At 72.3% G+C, this 16,005-nt stretch carries 16 protein-coding genes; 7 read left to right on the forward strand and 9 right to left on the reverse strand.

Features of this window, described 5'->3' with window-relative positions; genetic code table 11:
• Positions 1-36: 36 nt before the first annotated feature.
• From GA0070620_RS22620 to GA0070620_RS22630, 3 genes are all read right to left on the reverse strand, one after another.
• The gene (locus GA0070620_RS22620) at positions 37-1,263 is read right to left on the reverse strand and encodes a sensor histidine kinase (RefSeq protein ID WP_091593983.1); all 1,227 of its coding nucleotides are present in this window, start codon (positions 1,261-1,263) and stop codon (positions 37-39) included.
• Between the two features lie 41 nt (positions 1,264-1,304).
• The gene (locus GA0070620_RS22625) at positions 1,305-2,876 is read right to left on the reverse strand and encodes a sugar transferase (RefSeq protein ID WP_091593985.1); all 1,572 of its coding nucleotides are present in this window, start codon (positions 2,874-2,876) and stop codon (positions 1,305-1,307) included.
• Positions 2,877-3,141: 265 nt separating this feature from the next.
• The gene (locus GA0070620_RS22630) at positions 3,142-4,002 is read right to left on the reverse strand and encodes an Fpg/Nei family DNA glycosylase (protein WP_091593987.1); all 861 of its coding nucleotides are present in this window, start codon (positions 4,000-4,002) and stop codon (positions 3,142-3,144) included.
• Positions 4,003-4,026: 24 nt separating this feature from the next.
• Between GA0070620_RS22630 and GA0070620_RS22635 the strand changes: the two genes are divergently transcribed.
• Positions 4,027-5,283: a glycosyltransferase gene (locus GA0070620_RS22635; protein ID WP_091593989.1), complete on the forward strand. Its 1,257-nt coding sequence runs from the start codon at positions 4,027-4,029 to the stop codon at positions 5,281-5,283.
• Positions 5,284-5,306: 23 nt separating this feature from the next.
• Here GA0070620_RS22635 and GA0070620_RS22640 read toward each other — a convergent pair whose 3' ends face one another.
• From GA0070620_RS22640 to GA0070620_RS22655, 4 genes are all read right to left on the reverse strand, one after another.
• Positions 5,307-6,356 (reverse strand): IS110 family RNA-guided transposase, encoded by a 1,050-nt coding sequence (locus GA0070620_RS22640; protein WP_091591165.1) that lies wholly within the window; start codon positions 6,354-6,356, stop codon positions 5,307-5,309.
• A 250-nt stretch (positions 6,357-6,606) separates the two neighbouring features.
• The gene (locus tag GA0070620_RS22645; RefSeq protein ID WP_091593991.1) at positions 6,607-7,323 is read right to left on the reverse strand and encodes a CDP-alcohol phosphatidyltransferase family protein; all 717 of its coding nucleotides are present in this window, start codon (positions 7,321-7,323) and stop codon (positions 6,607-6,609) included.
• A complete protein-coding gene (locus GA0070620_RS22650) occupies positions 7,307-8,374 on the reverse strand; it encodes an iron-containing alcohol dehydrogenase family protein (protein WP_091593993.1) in 1,068 nt (355 codons plus the stop codon). The genes GA0070620_RS22645 and GA0070620_RS22650 overlap by 17 nt, the downstream gene beginning before the upstream one ends.
• Entirely contained in the window at positions 8,362-9,093 is a 732-nt protein-coding gene (locus tag GA0070620_RS22655; protein ID WP_091593995.1) for a phosphocholine cytidylyltransferase family protein, read from the reverse strand. Before GA0070620_RS22655 ends, GA0070620_RS22650 begins: the two co-directional genes overlap by 13 nt.
• Positions 9,094-9,322: 229 nt before the next feature.
• On the opposite strand from GA0070620_RS22655, the gene GA0070620_RS22660 reads away from it, so the two are divergent.
• The 4 genes from GA0070620_RS22660 (at position 9,323) to corA (ending at position 12,970) form a co-directional block, all read left to right on the forward strand.
• Complete coding sequence (locus tag GA0070620_RS22660) at positions 9,323-9,715, forward strand: CBS domain-containing protein (RefSeq protein ID WP_091593997.1); 393 nt, start codon at positions 9,323-9,325, stop codon at positions 9,713-9,715.
• An 86-nt stretch (positions 9,716-9,801) separates the two neighbouring features.
• A complete protein-coding gene (locus GA0070620_RS22665) occupies positions 9,802-10,260 on the forward strand; it encodes an ester cyclase (RefSeq protein ID WP_091599206.1) in 459 nt (152 codons plus the stop codon).
• Between the two features lie 107 nt (positions 10,261-10,367).
• Positions 10,368-11,462, forward strand: a complete 1,095-nt coding sequence (locus tag GA0070620_RS22670; protein ID WP_091593999.1) for an aminotransferase-like domain-containing protein — start codon at positions 10,368-10,370, stop codon at positions 11,460-11,462.
• A gap of 359 nt (positions 11,463-11,821) precedes the next feature.
• Complete coding sequence (corA, locus tag GA0070620_RS22675; RefSeq protein ID WP_091594000.1) at positions 11,822-12,970, forward strand: magnesium/cobalt transporter CorA; 1,149 nt, start codon at positions 11,822-11,824, stop codon at positions 12,968-12,970.
• A gap of 95 nt (positions 12,971-13,065) precedes the next feature.
• On the opposite strand, the gene GA0070620_RS22680 is transcribed toward corA, so the two are convergent.
• Positions 13,066-13,851, reverse strand: a complete 786-nt coding sequence (locus GA0070620_RS22680; RefSeq protein ID WP_091594002.1) for a hypothetical protein — start codon at positions 13,849-13,851, stop codon at positions 13,066-13,068.
• An 84-nt stretch (positions 13,852-13,935) separates the two neighbouring features.
• Between GA0070620_RS22680 and GA0070620_RS22685 the strand changes: the two genes are divergently transcribed.
• Both GA0070620_RS22685 and GA0070620_RS22690 read left to right on the forward strand, forming a co-directional pair.
• Positions 13,936-14,466: a peptidylprolyl isomerase gene (locus GA0070620_RS22685; protein ID WP_091594003.1), complete on the forward strand. Its 531-nt coding sequence runs from the start codon at positions 13,936-13,938 to the stop codon at positions 14,464-14,466.
• A gap of 55 nt (positions 14,467-14,521) precedes the next feature.
• Positions 14,522-15,436, forward strand: a complete 915-nt coding sequence (locus GA0070620_RS22690) for a rhomboid family intramembrane serine protease (protein WP_091594005.1) — start codon at positions 14,522-14,524, stop codon at positions 15,434-15,436.
• 57 nt (positions 15,437-15,493) lie between these two features.
• Here the strand turns inward: GA0070620_RS22690 and GA0070620_RS22695 are convergent, their stop codons facing one another.
• The gene (locus GA0070620_RS22695; RefSeq protein ID WP_091594007.1) at positions 15,494-15,928 is read right to left on the reverse strand and encodes a PH domain-containing protein; all 435 of its coding nucleotides are present in this window, start codon (positions 15,926-15,928) and stop codon (positions 15,494-15,496) included.
• Positions 15,929-16,005 lie beyond the last annotated feature (77 nt).

Consider the following 16,005-nt stretch of genomic DNA (forward strand, 5'->3'; position numbering starts at 1 on the left):
ACTGCGGGGCTCGCAACCCCGGCTCGCTCCTCGCGCTCACGAGCCCGCCCGTACGCCCGGGTGGAACTTCGGCACCCGCATGCTCACCTTCGTGCCCGAGCCGAGGCCCGTCTCGACGACCAGACCGAACCGGTCCCCGAAGACCGACCGGAGCCGCTCGTCGACGTTGGAGAGCCCGACGTGCTGCCCGGAGTCGTCCCCCGGATCGCCCGTGCTGCGGGCCAACTCGGCGATGCCGGCGGTCAGCGTGGCCGGATCCATCCCCACCCCGTCGTCCTCCACCGTGATGTGGCACTCGGCGCCCGCGTCACGGGCCTCGATGCTCACCATGCCCGTGCCGGGCTTGCGGGACAACCCGTGCCGGACGGCGTTCTCCACGAGCGGTTGCAGGCAGAGGAACGGCAGGGTCACCGGCAGCACCTCGGGGGCGATCTGGAGGCGCACCTGGAGCCGATCGCCGAAGCGGGCCCGTTCGATGGTGAGGTAGCGGTCGATCGAGCGCAGCTCCTCGGCCAGCGTGGTGAACTCGCCGTGCGCCCGGAACGAGTAGCGGGTGAACTCGGCGAACTCCAGGATCAGCTCGCGGGCCCGCTCCGGGTCGGTGCGGACGAACGAGCCGATCGCGGTCAGCGCGTTGTAGATGAAGTGCGGGCTGATCTGGGCGCGCAGCGCCCGGATCTCGGCGCGGGCCAGCCGCTCGCGGGACGAGTCCAGCTCGGCCAGGGCGAGCTGGTTGCCCGCCCAGTGCGCGGTCTCCAGGGTCGCCTGCACCAGCCCGGGGGCCGGTGGCCCGTCGGCGACGGCGACCAGCGCGCCGACCACGCGCCCGTCCGCGCCGGTGAGCGGGGCGACCACCGCGCCCCGGACCGGGCAGTCGACCCGGTCGCACTGCAGCTCCGCGTCACCGAGCACGGTCGAACGTTCGGTCGCCGCCGCGCGGCGGGCCGCCGCGAGCAGTTGCTCGCCGTGGTGCGTCCCGCGCCCGTCCAGCGCGAGCAACTCGGCCCGGTCGGTGAGCGCCAGGCCCACCGCGCCCACCAGGGCCCGCAGATGGCGTACGGCCTTCGCCGCGCCCGCCGGCGTGAGGCCCGCCCGCAGCGGGTCGGCGGCGAGCCCCGCGGTGTGCAGCACCTCGTAGGTGGCCCGCTGGGTGGCGGTGGCGATGCCCCGCCGGGCGCGCAGCCGGACCACCGCGTACAGGGCCGCCGCCAGCGCGCTGACGAGCGACAGGACGGCGAAGACGGCCGAGAGGTTGCCACCCACGCCCAGATCCTGGCGGTTGGGCGGCGGCTACGCCAGCCCCGTCAGTACGCGCCCTTGCGGGCGACGACCACGCCCACCGTGCGCCACAGGATGCTGAGGTCGTACGCGAGCGACCAGTTGTCGACGTAGTAGAGGTCGAGCCGGACCGCCTCGTCCCAGGAGAGGTCGGAGCGACCGGAGACCTGCCAGAGACCGGTCATGCCGGGCCGGACCAGCAACCGCCGGCGGACGTCGCCGAGGAAGTCGCCGTCGTCGGCGGGCAGCGGGCGCGGCCCCACCAGTGACATCTCGCCCCAGAGCACGTTGATCAGCTGCGGCAGCTCGTCCAGCGAGGAGGCGCGCAGGAAGCGGCCCACCGGGAAGACCCGGGGGTCCTGCTTCATCTTGAAGAGCATGCCGTCGGTCTCGTTCTGGTCGACCAGGCTGGCCAGCCGCTCCTCGGCGTCGACGTACATCGTCCGGAACTTCCACACCCGGAACGTGCGCCCCTCGTGGCCCACGCGCGGCTGCCGGAAGAAGACCGGACCACGGTCGTTGATCTTGATGGCGACCGCGATGGCGACGAAGACCGGGATCAGCAGGAGCAGCCCGAGGCCCGCGGCCACCCGGTCCATCAGGTTCTTGGCCAGCAGCGCCGGACCCGACAGGGTCGGCTCCTCGACGTGCAGCAGCGGGAGGCCCTCGATCGGCCGGATGTGCACCCGGGGGCCGGCGATGTCGGTGAGCTGCGGCGCGACCACCAGGTCGACGCCGGAGCCCTCGAGCTGCCAGGCCAGGCGGCGCAGCTCACCGGGCTCGGCGCTGGCCGAGCCGCAGACCGCGATGGTGTCGCCACCGACCTCGCGGACCAGGGCGAGCACGTCGCGGCCGGCGTAGACCGGCACCGGGGTCTCCATGCCCCGGGCGGCGGCGTAGCCGTCGGTGACGTGAATCGCCACCGGGACCAGGCCGGCGGCCGGGTTGCGGGTGACCGCCCGGTGCACCTCCAGGCACTCCGGCAGGGTGCCCACCAACACCATCCGGTGGCCGCCCTGGCCGATGTTGCGCCGCACCACGTGCAGGACGAAGCGAGCGAGGATGCGGCCGAGCAGGATCAGGAGCAGGGCGCCGAGCAGCGCCGTGCCGACCGTGTAACGGGACAGGTCGGTCTTCGTGGCGAAGGCGAGGAAGGAGACGGTCGCGGCCACCGCCACACCGGCCCGGATCACCCGCTTGAACTCGTCCGGGCCCAGCCCGAGGTAGCGGCGGTCGTACGCCCGGTTGCCCCAGAGGATGACCAGCCAGCCCAGCGGCAGCAGCACGAACGCCACCGTGAAGAACCACGAGGGGTCCTGCTGGGCGTTGTAGAAGCCCGCGCGGGCCTGGTCGAAGGTGTGGATCGCGGTGAAGCTGGCGAAGGCCGCCGCCGCGACGTCGAGGAACACGAGGATCGCGGTGTAGGGACGGTGCCAGCGGGAGACGCGACGGCGGGCCCGGGCCCAGGCCGACCGGGGTACGCCGTTGTGGGACGGCGGTGCCGGCGGCTGGATCTCGAAGCTGTCGACGTGCCGCACGAGTTTGCTCCGGCCTTCGTTGGTTACCGGGCGCTGGAGGCTTGTCGTCACCTCACCCATGTCCTCCCGCATGACACGTGCCGCTCACTCGCCGTGAGGGCTCGAGTCGCCCACCGTCCCAGTCTCCCACGCGGGCTCCGGCCGGGCGCCGACCCGGAGGAGTTTGCGCCGATGGTGCCGGCGGGGGATCTGGCCGGCTCCAGGTCATCTCAGAAGCCGGGGACCGAGCCACTATACCGATGGATGGCGGGGTCGGAATAACTGCCGAGCGGGACCTTCGACGTTCTCCGGGCGAATCCGCTCGGTAGTCGTCGGGTGGCTTCACTCACCGTACGAGCCGGGACAACCGTCGGTCAGCGAGCGGCTTTCCGCCGGTCTGACAGGTGGCGCAGTACTGGAGGCTCGAATCGGCGAAGGAGACCTCCCGGACGGTGTCCCCGCAGACCGGGCAGGGCAGGCCCGTGCGAGCGTGCACCTTCAGCCCGGAGCGCTTCTCACCCTTCAGCTCCGCCGCCCGCTGGCCGAGCGAGCGCTCCACGGCGTCGCCGAGCACCTGGCGGGTCGCCGCGTGCAGGGCGGCCAACTGGACCTCCGTCAGCCGGTCGGTGAGCGCGAACGGGGAGAGCTTCGCCGCGTGCAGGATCTCGTCGGAGTACGCGTTGCCCACCCCGGCGAGCACCGCCTGGTCGGTCAGCACCCCCTTGACCTGCCCCCGCCGGCTGCGGATCCGCTCGGCGAACGTCGGCAGGTCGGCGGCGAGCGCGTCCGGGCCCAGCTTGGCGACCCCCGGAACGGTCCCCGGGTCCGTCACCAGGTAGGCGGCCAGCTTCTTCTGGGTGCCGGCCTCGGTCAGGTCGAAGCCGGAGCCGTCGTCGAGACGTACCCGCAGGGCGATCGGGCCCTTCCCGGGGCGCAGCGGAGTGGTGGAGGGGAACGCCTCCCGGTAGTGCAGCCAGCCCGCCCGGGCCAGGTGGACCACCAGGTGCAGGTCGCCGTCGAAGACCACGTCGAGGAACTTGCCGTGCCGGCGGGCGTCGACCACCGTCCGCCCGGTCGCCGCGGTCGGCGGCGGGTCGTACGTCTTCAGGGCGCTGATCGCGGCGACCTCCAGCCGGTCGACGCGCCGCCCCACCGCGCGCTGCCGCAGGTAACCCGCGAGCGCTTCAACCTCCGGTAGTTCGGGCACCAGCCAACGGTAGCCTTCTTTCCCGTGAGAATCGTGGTGGCGCACAACCGGTACCGGGAGGCTCAGCCGTCCGGCGAGAACACCATCGTCGACGCGGAGATCGACCAGCTGACCGCGGCCGGCGTGGAGGTGCTGCCGTTCATCCGCAGCTCGGACGAGATCCCGTCGATGTCGAAGGCGGCGAAGGCGCTGCTGCCGATCTCGCCGATCTGGGCTCCGCGCGCCCAGCACGACCTGAGCCGGCTGTTCACCGAGCACCGGCCGGACGTGCTGCACCTGCACAATCCGTACCCGTTGCTGTCGCCCTGGGTGGTTCGCACCGCCCACCGGCACGGTGTTCCGGTCGTGCAGACGGTCCACAACTACCGCCAGGTCTGCTCCTCCGGGCTCTACTTCCGGGACGGGATGATCTGCCAGGACTGCCGGGGCCGGGCGTTGGGTGTCCCGGCGGTCGTGCACCGCTGCTACCGCGGCTCCCGGGCGCAGAGTGCCCTCATGGCGACCACCCTGGCCGTCCACCGACCCACCTGGCGGTCGGTGGACCGGTTCGTGGCGCTCACCTCGGCGGTCGCCGCGCACCTGCGCGACTACGGCATCCCGGCCGACCGGATCGTGGTCAAGCCGAACGGGATCCCCGACCCGGGGCGCCCGGCGCCGCTGGGTGACGGGTTCCTCTTCCTGGGCCGGCTCTCCCCCGAGAAGGGGCTTGACCTGCTGCTGGACGCCTGGCGTCGGCACCCGGACGGGACGTTGGGCCCGCTGCGCATCGCGGGCGACGGCGAGTTGCGCCCGCTGGCCGAGGCGGCCGCCGCCGAGCGCACGGACGTGACGTTCCTCGGCCCGCTGGACCGGGCCGGGGTCCGGGCCGCGCTGGAGTCGACCGCCGTCGTGCTGGCCACCTCCACCTGGCACGACGTGCTGCCCACCGTGATCATCGAGGCGCTGGCCAGTGGTCGGCCGGTGCTCGGCACCGCCCTGGGTGGCATCCCGTACCTGGTCGGCGCGGACACGCCGCGGGTCCCCGCCGGCACCGGCGCCGCCGGGGCGCACTCCGTTCCCGTGCCGCCGACCGGGACGGCCGCCGTGCCGGCCGGTGTGGTGGCGGGCGAGGCCGGTTGGGTGGTGCCGCCGGAGGCGGCGGCGCTCTCCGCCGCGCTGCCGCTGGCCCGTGCCGGCGCTCCGGCGTTCACCCAGGCCGCGCGGCTGCGCTACGAGCGCACCTTCCACCCGGACGTGGTCACGAAGCGGCTCATCGACATCTACGCGGGGGTCCGCCGATAGATCCTGGACGCTCCTATGCCGCGTCAAGTGGTCCTGGTGGAGGTTTCGAGGTGTCGGTAGAGCTCTCGGGCGACGTAGCGTTTGAGGCAGCGTTTGATCTCCCGGTCGGTTTTGCCTTGGGTGCGGCGGCGCTCGGCGTAGGCGCGGGTGCGTTCGTCGCGTTGCAGCCGGGTCAGGACGACGGTGTGCAGGGCGCGGTTGAGTTGGCGGTCTCCTGAGCGGTTGAGCCGGTAACGGATGGTCTTGCCGGAGGACGCCGGGATCGGGGCGGCGCCGGCGAGCATGGCGAACGCGGCGTCGTTGCGGCAGCGCCCCGGGTGGGACCACGCGGTGAGTACGGTGGCCGCGACGATCGGTCCGACGCCGGTGAGGTCGAGCAGGTCTGGTCGCCAGGAGCGCACGATCGTCCGGATCGCCTTCTCGTGCGCGGTGGCTTCAGCTTCGAGGAAGCGGACGCGGCGAGCGAGGTCCCGCAACACGGTCAGACAGGTGAACACCTCGACATCGGCGTTGGTGGTGGGGCGTAGTCGGGTGGCGGTGGTGAGCATGAGGCGGGTGCTCTGGCCGCGGAAGCGGGCCCGCACCACCTCAGGAGCGGTGATCACCAACGCGTGCAGCTGTCGCTGGGCGGCGGCGCTGGCTTCCACGGCGGCGCGGCGGGCGGTCAGCCGTGCCTGCAGCGCGGCCCGTTCGGGGCCGGTCTTGGGCTGCGCCAGGCGGGTGCGGGCCAAGGCGTCGCGGGCGGCGCGTTCGGCGTCGATCGGGTCGGACTTCGCCCCGCCTCGGCGTGCCGGTCGCTGCGGCCGGTCCAGTTCCACGACCAGCTCACCAGCGTCGGCCAGGTGCCGGGCCAAGCCGGCGCCGTAGCCGCCGGAGCCCTCCAGCGCCCAGGCCCGCAACCCTGAGTGCTGCTCGGCCAGGGCCACCAGCTCGGCGTAGCCGTCCGGGTCGGTGTTCACCGTGGCCCTGGCGAGGACTCCGCCGGTGCGGGTGTCGAGCAGCGCGGCGGTGTGGGTGTCTGTGTGCGTGTCGACGCCGATGACGACCTCGACCAGATCTGCCAGCATGGACATGCGTTCTCTCCAAACCGTGGGGACGCAAGGTCCGGTCCGGTGCGGAGATGGCAGGACTGTGATGAGACACGCCAGCCGCTAACTGGCGGTCAAGCTCCTGATCAGGCCAAACGTCTCCCGCCGGGCCGGCGCCGGCAGCAGCAGACGGACAAGTCCCGGCAAAGGCACGGAGCCAGTCAGAGCAAGAGTCACGTCCGCTGCCGCCGACCATCAGCCCATCACCTGCGGACCGACCCCGCCAGCCTCACAGTCAGCGCAGGCTGGCCCGGGCGCTGAAGGCGATGCTCGCCAGCAGGAAACCGCCGTTGACGATCGTGAACGCGACCATCACCCAGAGCGCCAGCGCGGGCGCGAGGAGCAGCACCAACGCGGCCACGAAGATCACCGCGCCGTAGTCGCGGACCAGCTTCACCAGGCGTACGGGCAGCGAGGTCGAGGTGACCATGCTGGCCGCGTTCGGGCCGGCCTGCATCACCGAGGTGACCAGGTTGACCATCCAGGTGCCGGCGAACGCGGCGACCAGCCAGCTCGGGGTGGACGGGTGCTGCGCCACGGCCGTCGCCCCGAGCGCGGCGACCAGGGCGATCTGGGCGGCCACGTCGCAGAGCACGTCGACCCGGGCACCCGCCGCGCTGCCCTGACCGGTCACCCGGGCGAGCTGGCCGTCCGCGCAGTCCAGCGCGTACGCCACCTGCCAGCCGACCAGCGCCAGCAGCCCGACCACCCAGGCCGGCACGTCGCCCCGCGCCACCGGCGCGGCGAGCGCGACGACGGTGACCGAGGTGGCCAGACCGAGCACCAGGTTGGTGAGGGTCAGCGCGGTCGGGCGCAGCCCCAGCCGGTGCGCGGCGACTGCGAAGGACGCCCCGATCCACTGGCTGATCGACTCGCTGAAGAGGCCGCCGCCCCGGTTGGTCCGGTGGAAGTCGGCCGCGGTCGGCCGGACGGGCTCAGCCAAGGTGGTCACGGAGGGCGTCAACGTAGTCTCCAAGCCGGGTCCGGAGGTCGTCGGCGGACAGGTCGAGGTGTTCGAGGATGGTGTAGCGGTCCGGCCGGGTGCTGGGGGCGTGCCGCACGGCCTCGACGAACTGGTCGTCGGTGAGCCGCAGGTCCGCGGGGGTGGTGGCGAGGCCGTGGCGGTGCAGGCACCGGGCGAGCTGGCCGAAGCGCTCCGTCTCGCCGCGCAGGAACGTGCAGAACAGGGCGCCGAGCCCGACCTGCTCGCCGTGCGAGGCGGTGCCGGGGAAGAGGTGGTCGATGGCGTGCGAGATCTCGTGGTCGCCGCCGCTGACCGGGCGGGTCGACCCGCACACCGAGCTGGCGATGCCGCCGAGGATCAGCGCCTCGGCGAGCGTGGTGAGGAAGCCGTCGTCGGTGATCTTGCCGGGATGGTTGATCAACGCCTCGGCGCCGGTCCGGGCCAGGGTCACCGCGAGCCCGTCGATCGGCTCGCCGCGGACCTCGTGGGCCAGCTCCCAGTCGGCGCAGGAGTTGAGGTTGCTGACCGCGTCCCCGATGCCGGCCTGGGTCTGCCGGTCCGGGCCGTTCTCCACGAAGTCCAGGTCGACGATCACGGCGATCGGGATGTGGACGCCGTAGGAGCCCTTGCCGCCCTCGTGGTCGAGCGAGGCGGTCGGCGAGGCGATCCCGTCGTTGGCGAGGGAGGTCGCCACGGTCACCATCGGGATGCCGTACCGGGTGGCGGCGTACTTGGCGGTGTCGATGGTCTTGCCCCCGCCGACGCCGACCACGGCGTCGTAGGAGCGCGTCCGGAGCCGGTCGCCCAGCTGGTTCGCCGCGTCGATGGTGCCGCCGGCGACCGTGAAGACGTCGGCCGACCCCAGGCTGGGCATGCACAGCTCGACGATCTTCTCGCCCTGCCCGGGCCCGACCACCACGGCGACGTCACCGCCGGCCGAGATGCGTTTGTCGACCAGCAGCGGGCCCAGGTCGGCCACCGCCCCGCGCCGGACCTCGATCAGCAGCGGGGTGTTGACCGTACGCGCTAGTAGCGGCACGCGATCTCCCGCGCCCGGGCCAGGTCGGCGTGGTTGTCGACCTCCACCCACGGAACGTCACCGATCGGGGCCGCCCGCACCTCGCCGCCCCGGTCGGCGAACTCCTGGTAGCCGTCCTCGTAGTAGAGGTTCGGGTCGCGCCGCCAGGTCGCCTCCAGCGCGTCGGCGAGCGCGTCGGCCACCTGCGGCTCGATCAGCGTCGCGCCGATGTACTCCCCGTACGCCTCACCGGGGTCCATCAGCTTCGTGATGCGGGTGAGCTGCCCGGCCGCGTCGAAGGTGGTCTTCATCTCCTCCTCGGCCAGCGGCTTCAGCGTGTCGACGGCGAGCAGGATGCCCGGCCCGCGCTCGGCCAGCAGGGTCTTCTCCACGCTCACCGGGTGCACGGTGTCGCCGTTGACCAGCAGCACGCCCCGCCCGAAGTACTCCCGGGCCAGCCACAGCGAGTAGGCGTTGTTCCACTCCTCGGCCTTGTCGTTGTGCACGAGGGTGAGGGTCACGCCGTACTTCTTCTCCAGCGCGGCCTGGCGCTCCCGGACGGCGTCCGCCGCGTAGCCCACCACGATCACGATGTCGGTGAGCCCGACCTCGGCCAGGTTGCCGAGCGCGATGTCGAGGATGGTGATCTCGCCGTCGACCGGCACCAGGGCCTTGGGCAGGGTGTCGGTGTACGGCCGCAGCCGGCGTCCGGCCCCGGCCGCGAGCACCATCCCGATCATGCCGGCTTCCTCCCTCGGTCGACTGCGTGTCACCGGGCGAGGATAGCGCCGCCTGCCGGCCCGCCAACGGTCAACCGGGGTTCACCCGGCGCTCACTCAGCGTATCTTCGGCGCTGCTGTGCGAGCCGGCCGCCGCCCGCGAACCCGATAGCCCTGGTTCTTGCCTCGGTAACATCGACGGCCCACCATGTCCCTACCGGATGCCACCGTCCCAAAGGGGTGATGCGTGATGCAGGTACGGGAAGCGATGTCCAGCCAGGTCCTCGTCGTCGGTCCGGAGCACACTCTCCGACAGGCGGCGACGATGATGTCCGAGCGCGGGATCGGCTCCGCCGTGGTGATCGACCCAGACTCCGAGGGCGTCGGGATCATGACCGAACGCGACGTGCTCAACGCCATCGGCGCGGGGCTCGACTGCGACGTCGAGCGCACCGGCGCCCACCTGACCTGGGACGTGGTCTACGCCGGTCCGGACTGGACCGTCGAGGAGGCCGCGGCGGCCATGGCCCGGGGCGGCTTCCGGCACCTGGTGGTGCTCGACGGCCGCGAGGTCGCCGGGGTGATCTCGGTGCGCGACATCATGCGGGTCTGGGCCGACAGCCGGATGGCGCACACCGCCTGACCGGCCCGGCAGGGTTGGCGGCCGGATCGACGGGTAAGGATTCCCGCACGGGCGCGGAGACACCGTGGCCCGTGGGGGAGGCCGTCATGCGTAGCGCCGAGCGGTTGGTCGGGCAGCAGTACGCCATGCTCCTGCGGCGCGACGTCGCCCGGCTGCCCGATCTCTACGCGCCGGACGCCTTCTACGCGATGCCCGGTGTCACGGTGCGTCCGATCGAACTGCCCGCCCTGCTGCGTACCTGGACCGGAGCCTTCCCGGACCTGCGCGTCGACCCGGTCGGCGCGGTGCAGACCACCACCGGGGCGGCCGTCGAGCAGCGCCTCACCGGCACTCACGCCGGTGTTCTGCACTCGCCGTTCGGCACGGTCGCGCCGACCGGGCGGACGGTCAGCTGGGCGGTGGTGGACGTGGTCCGGGTGCGCCGCGGATGCATCGCCGCATGGCGCTCCTACTTCGACTGGGGGCAGCTCCTCGCGGAGCTCGGCCTGCACCTGGAGGGGCTTTCCCGCGAGCCGCAGCTCGACCCGCTCGCCCTTCCGGCCTGACTTCCCGGCCGGCGGGCGGCCCCGGGTCACCCGACCCGGTGGCTCAGGATGCGGACATCGCCGTGCCGTCCGCGTGGTCCCGGCAGCCGCCCGTACGCTGAACAGCCATGACCGCCGAGCAGCTGATCTCCTTCGCCCGCGGGGCTCCGTCGCTGGACATCGTCGATGTCGAGGGGCTCAAGGCCGCCGCCGTCCGCGCCTTCGACGCCGATCCCGCTGGGGTCACGGCGTACGGCACCTCCGTCGGCTACCTCCCACTCCGGAAGTGGATCGCGGAGAAGCACGGGGTGACACCGGAGCAGGTGCTGGTCACGAACGGCTCCCTCCAGGCCGACGCCTTCCTCTTCGACCACCTGGTCCGCCCCGGCGACGCGGTGGTGGTCGAGCGACCGACGTACGACCGGACGCTGCAGAACCTCCAGCGGATGGGGAGCGAGCTGCACGGCGTCTCCATCCAGCCGGACGGCCTCGACACCGCCGAGCTGCGCAAGCTGCTGGAGTCCGGGGTCCGTCCCCGGCTCGCGCACATCATCCCGAACTACCAGAACCCGGCCGGTGTGACGCTCTCCCTGGAGAAGCGTCGCGAGCTGCTCGACCTGGCTGCCGAGTACGGGTTCACGATCTTCGAGGACGACCCCTACGCGGACATCCGGTTCCGGGGCGAGGCGCTGCCGTCGATGCTCTCGCTGGACACCCGGGACGTGGTCGTCCACGCCTCCAGCTTCACCAAGACGGTCTGCCCGGGCGTCCGGGTCGGTTACCTGGTCGGCCCGGCGGACCTGATCGCCGACATCGCCAAGAAGGCCACCAGCCTCTACATCTCGCCGGGCATGGTCGCGCAGGCGATCGTCCACCAGTTCTGCGTCTCCGGCCAGATCGACCGCTCGATCGACACGGTCCGCGCCGCGCTGGGCGAGCGGGCCCGGGTGCTCGCCGAGTCGCTGCGCCGGCACCTCCCGCAGGCCCGGTTCGTGGAGCCCGACGGTGGCTACTTCCTGTGGGTGGAGTTCCCGGAGGACGTGCTCGCCGACCAGGTCGCCCCGGCCGCCGCCGAGCGTGGCGTGGCCGTGGTCAAGGGCAGCGACTTCGTGGTGGACGGCGGGCGGAACGCGCTGCGGCTCGCCTTCTCCGCCGTCACCGCCGACAAGATCGACGAGGGGGTTCGGCGGCTGGCCGAGGCGGTGGAGGCCGCGCGCGGCTGAGAACTCTGTCGGGTTTCCGACAAAATGACGATGCCGGCCGCCTCGGGACTCCCGCCCGGGCGGCCGGCGGCCCACAATGCTGCGAGCGTTACTCACATCGTGTAGCGGACGTCACGGCCCCAGCTCCCCGCTGGCGCCCCGGGCGCTGACCGGGGCGGTACCGCCAAGACCCGTGCGACGAGTGGCGTGACCAGCATGATCCCCCGCCCCCACAGGGCGCCGGGTGGGCCGCGTCGTCCCCCTCGATCCCCCGATGCGACCCGGCCCGCCCGGCGCCACCCTCCGACGAACGTCACGGGCAGTGACCGCTCGATGCGGCGTAACCTGCAAGCCGCAGCGGAGCGCGGGGAGGGGGAGCGATGACCGATCGGGCACAGCAGGGGCGGACGGCCCCGCAGCAGGGGGCACGGGTCCTGCCTCGGGCCTGGGCGGCCCCGGTCCGGGCGATGAGCCGGATTCTGAACGCCGACGGCTCCCATCCCACCCCGCAGCCCGCCGGCTCCGGCGGACGCAGCGGCGTGGTCGACTGCGCGCTCTACGTCGACGGCCGGCGGCAGCCCGGCGAGTGGACCTACGCCGAGGCGCTGGCCGCCGCCCGCCGCGAGCAGAACGGCTTCGTCTGGCTCGGGCTGCACCAGCCGGAGCTGGCGGAGATGACCGCCATCGCCGAGACGTACGGGCTGCACGAACTCGCCGTCGAGGACGCGGTCAAGGCCGAGCAGCGCCCCAAGCTGGAGCAGTTCGGCGAGGTCAGCTTCCTGGTGCTGCGTACGGCCCGCTACTGCGAGCACGCCGAGCTGACCGAGAACTCCGAGGTGGTGGAGACCGGGCAGGTGATGCTCTTCATCGGCCCGCACTTCCTGATCAGCGTCCGGCACGGTGACGCCTGCCGACTCTCGCCCGTGCGCGCCGACCTGGAGAGCAAGCAGGACCTGCTGCTCCAGGGCCCGTGGGCCGTCGCGTACGCGGTCACCGACCGGGTGGTCGACCTCTACCTGGAGGTCGCCGACCAGATCGAGGACGACCTCGACGTGCTGGAGGCCCAGGTCTTCGACCGCAACGGCAGCGGCCGGATCCAGCGGATCTACCAGATGAAGCGCGAGCTGGTGGAGTTCAAGCGCGCCGTGGTGCCGCTGCAACGCCCGCTGCTGACGCTGACCTCCCAGGTCAACCGGGAGGTGCCGAAGGAGATCCGGCGCTACTTCCGGGACGTGCAGGACCATCTGAGCCGCACCGTCGAGCAGGTCAACTCGTACGACGACCTGCTGAACTCGATCCTCCAGGCGCGGCTCGCCCAGGTCACCGTCGACCAGAACAACGACATGCGCAAGATCGCCGCCTGGGCCGCCATCGCCGCGGTCTGGACCGCCATCGCCGGCATCTACGGCATGAACTTCGACAACATGCCGGAGCTCAAGATGACGTACGGCTATCCGGTCGTGCTCGCCCTGATGCTCGGCATCTCGCTCGGCCTCTACCGCTGGTTCCGCCGCAACGGCTGGCTCTGACCCGCCGACCCGTCAGGCGGTTTCCCCGGAAACGTGGAAGCGCCGGCGTAGCGGGGGTCACCCCGCCTCGCCGGCGCTTTCCGCCGTCGCCGTGGTCAGCGGCGCCCGTTGGTGCGAGCCGTGTCCTTGCCCAGCGCCTTGGTGAGGTCGTCGGCCGGGCGGCCGGAGACCTCCTTGGCGCCCTCGGCGACCGAGGGGACCTTGTCGGTCGGCTGGATCTTCGACTTCGTGGTGGGCGAGGTGGTGGACGCGCTGCCGCCGCCCGTCACCGCGGAGCTGCCGGCGGCGACCGGGCCACCGCCCACTCCGGACGTGCTCGCGTCGGCCATCTTGGCCCCGCCCGGCGTCGACCGGGTCTGCACCTCGATGGTGTCGATGTCGTCGCGCATCGGCTCCAGGCTCCGCGTGGGGTCGTACTCGGCCCACTCCTGCTGCTCGCGGCGGCGGCGCATGGCCATGGCGCCGGCCAGCCCGGCGACCGCGCCCGCGGCCAGCAGGCCGGTCATCATCGAGCCACGTCGACGCGACTGCTTCTTCTTCCCCGTGATCCGCATGTTCCTCGACTTCGCCTTCCTGGTCATCGAACCCGCCTGCACGGCGCCGTCGCGGGCGGCCGCGGCGAGCGGTGCGAGCGAGGTGAGCGTCGTCCCCCAGCCGGTCGCGGCGCGGTCACGCACCTTCACCGCCGTCGGTCCGACGTAGTCCCGGGCCGCCTGGACCCGCGGGCCGACGGTCGCACCGGCGCCCTTCGCGGCGTACGTGGCCGCCTGCATCAGATGGTTGATGCTCTGGTTCAGCTCGGCCCGGGCCAGCTGCCCCTGGGACTTTCGCCGTCCCCGTCCAAACACGGTCCCACCTCCTGGGAGTTGTTCCTTCGTCATCCTCCACCTTCGGATGCCTCCGCGATGCCAGATCGGGCACATGGGAGGATCCGCATGGAACTGACCAACGAGTGAGGAGTACCCGTGGCCGAGGCTGTCTACGCCACCTTGCACACCAACGCTGGCCCGATCCGTCTGGAGCTCTTCCCCAACCACGCGCCGAAGACCGTCCGCAACTTCGTCGAACTGGCCCAGGGGAAGCGCGAGTACACCGACCCGCGCACCGGTCAGCCGGGCAGCGGGCCGTACTACGACGGCACGATCTCGCACCGCGTGATCTCCGGCTTCATGATCCAGATGGGTGACCCGACCGGCACCGGTCGCGGTGGGCCGGGCTACAAGTTCGCCGACGAGTTCCACCCGGAGCTGCGCTTCGACCGGCCGTACCTGCTGGCGATGGCGAACGCCGGGCCGGGCACCAACGGCTCGCAGTTCTTCATCACCGTCGCCCCGACGCCGCACCTGAACAACCGGCACACCATCTTCGGTCAGGTCGCGGACGAGCAGTCGGCGAAGGTCGTCGACTCGATCGCCAACACCCCGACCGGCCCGAGCGATCGTCCGCTGCAGGACGTCGTCATCGAGCGGGTCGAGATCGAGGGCAGCGCTGACTGAGGCGACAGCGCGGTACCTTTGCTCGCATGACTGAGCGCTCCGGAGGGCGGGGCCGGTGAGCGAGTCGCCGCCGACCACCCCCGTCTGCTACCGGCACCCGGGCCGGGAGACGTATGTCCGCTGCACCCGCTGCGACCGGCCGATCTGCCCGGACTGCATGCGGGCGGCCTCGGTCGGGCACCAGTGCCCGGAGTGCGTCAGCGAGGGACGCCGCAGTGTCCGGCCGGCGCGCACCGCCTTCGGCGGCGGTGCCGCTGGCCGGCGCGGCTACGTCACGAAGACCCTGATCGGGTTGAACGTGCTGCTCATGGTCCTCTCCATCGCCTCCGACCGGGGTGGGGACGCGGCGGTCGGCGGGTCCGGCTTCGGCGGCCTGCTCGGCGGCAACACCCCCCTCACCGACTGGGGTTCGGTGATCGGGCTGGCGATCTTCCCCGACGGCACGGTGGGCGGTGTCGCGGACGGCCAGTGGTACCGGCTGATCACCGCGATGTTCCTGCACTACGGCCTTCTCCACCTGCTGCTCAACATGTGGGCGCTCTGGGTGCTGGGCCGGTCGCTGGAGGCGACCCTCGGTCCGCTGCGCTTCCTGGGCCTCTACCTGCTCGCCGGTCTCGGCGGCAACGTCGCGGCCTACCTCTTCAGCGCGCAGAACTCGGCGTCCGCCGGCGCATCGACGGCCATCTTCGGGCTCTTCGCCGCGATCTTCGTTATCATGCGGAGGCTCGGCCGGGACACCTCGTCGATCCTGCCGATCCTCGTGATCAACCTGGTGCTGACGTTCACCGTGCCCAGCATCTCCGTCGCGGGGCACCTGGGCGGCCTGGTGGTCGGTGGGCTGATGTCCCTGGTGCTGGCGTACGCCCCCCGGTCCCACCGCTCGCTGGTGCAGCTCGCCGGCGGCGTGATCATCCTGGTGGCGCTGATCGGCCTGGCGCTGATCCGGACCGCGCAGCTCCTCGCCGGCTGAGGCGAGCGGCGCCGCCCGCGCCCCGCCCCCGTGCCGCCCCGCCTCCCGTCACCGCGGTCAGGCGTCGGCCGCGCGACGGGCGGCTCGCAGCGTCGTGGCCACCTCGGCGGGTGGGGCGTCCAGGTCGTACCGGCCGAACAGGTGCAGCGACTCGCCCGCGTCGATCTCAAGGGTCTCGGTGGTCAGCCCGAGCCGCGGTCGACGGTCCACGGTGATCGCCTCGATCGCGGACCAGGGCAGGTGCCGCCGGCCGGCGAATCCGCGGACGACGGTGACGCCGCTGTCGTCCAGCGTCAACCGGACCGGGGCGATCAGGTCGCGTAGGGCCCAGCCGAGCAGCCCGGCCGCGGCGAGGCCGGCGAGGGCCAGCCGGACCGGATCACCGTCGGCGAAGAGCAGGCCCAGGGCCAGCAGCAACGCTCCGGCGACGAGCTTCGCCACCGGTAGACCCGCCGGCACCCGCCACTGGCTCGAAGGGGACGCCTCATCCACCCGTCCAGCATGCCAGCGGACGCGCCGCCCGCGCCGGGTCGGGGCCGACGGGCGGTCGCGGGACGACGTACTATCGG

Origin of the sequence: Micromonospora krabiensis (assembly GCF_900091425.1) — a bacterium.
GTDB classification, from domain to species: Bacteria; Actinomycetota; Actinomycetes; order Mycobacteriales; family Micromonosporaceae; genus Micromonospora; species Micromonospora krabiensis.

Coding starts and splice junctions, on each gene's coding strand:
- GA0070620_RS22665 (WP_091599206.1), top strand. CDS start 9,802: ATGCGTAGCGCCGAGCGGTTGGTCGGGCAGCAGTACGCCATGCTCCTG.
- GA0070620_RS22680 (WP_091594002.1), bottom strand. CDS start 13,851: ATGACGAAGGAACAACTCCCAGGAGGTGGGACCGTGTTTGGACGGGGA.
- GA0070620_RS22670 (WP_091593999.1), top strand. CDS start 10,368: ATGACCGCCGAGCAGCTGATCTCCTTCGCCCGCGGGGCTCCGTCGCTG.
- GA0070620_RS22625 (WP_091593985.1), bottom strand. CDS start 2,876: ATGGGTGAGGTGACGACAAGCCTCCAGCGCCCGGTAACCAACGAAGGC.
- GA0070620_RS22655 (WP_091593995.1), bottom strand. CDS start 9,093: ATGATCGGGATGGTGCTCGCGGCCGGGGCCGGACGCCGGCTGCGGCCG.
- GA0070620_RS22640 (WP_091591165.1), bottom strand. CDS start 6,356: ATGTCCATGCTGGCAGATCTGGTCGAGGTCGTCATCGGCGTCGACACG.
- corA (WP_091594000.1), top strand. CDS start 11,822: ATGACCGATCGGGCACAGCAGGGGCGGACGGCCCCGCAGCAGGGGGCA.
- GA0070620_RS22660 (WP_091593997.1), top strand. CDS start 9,323: ATGCAGGTACGGGAAGCGATGTCCAGCCAGGTCCTCGTCGTCGGTCCG.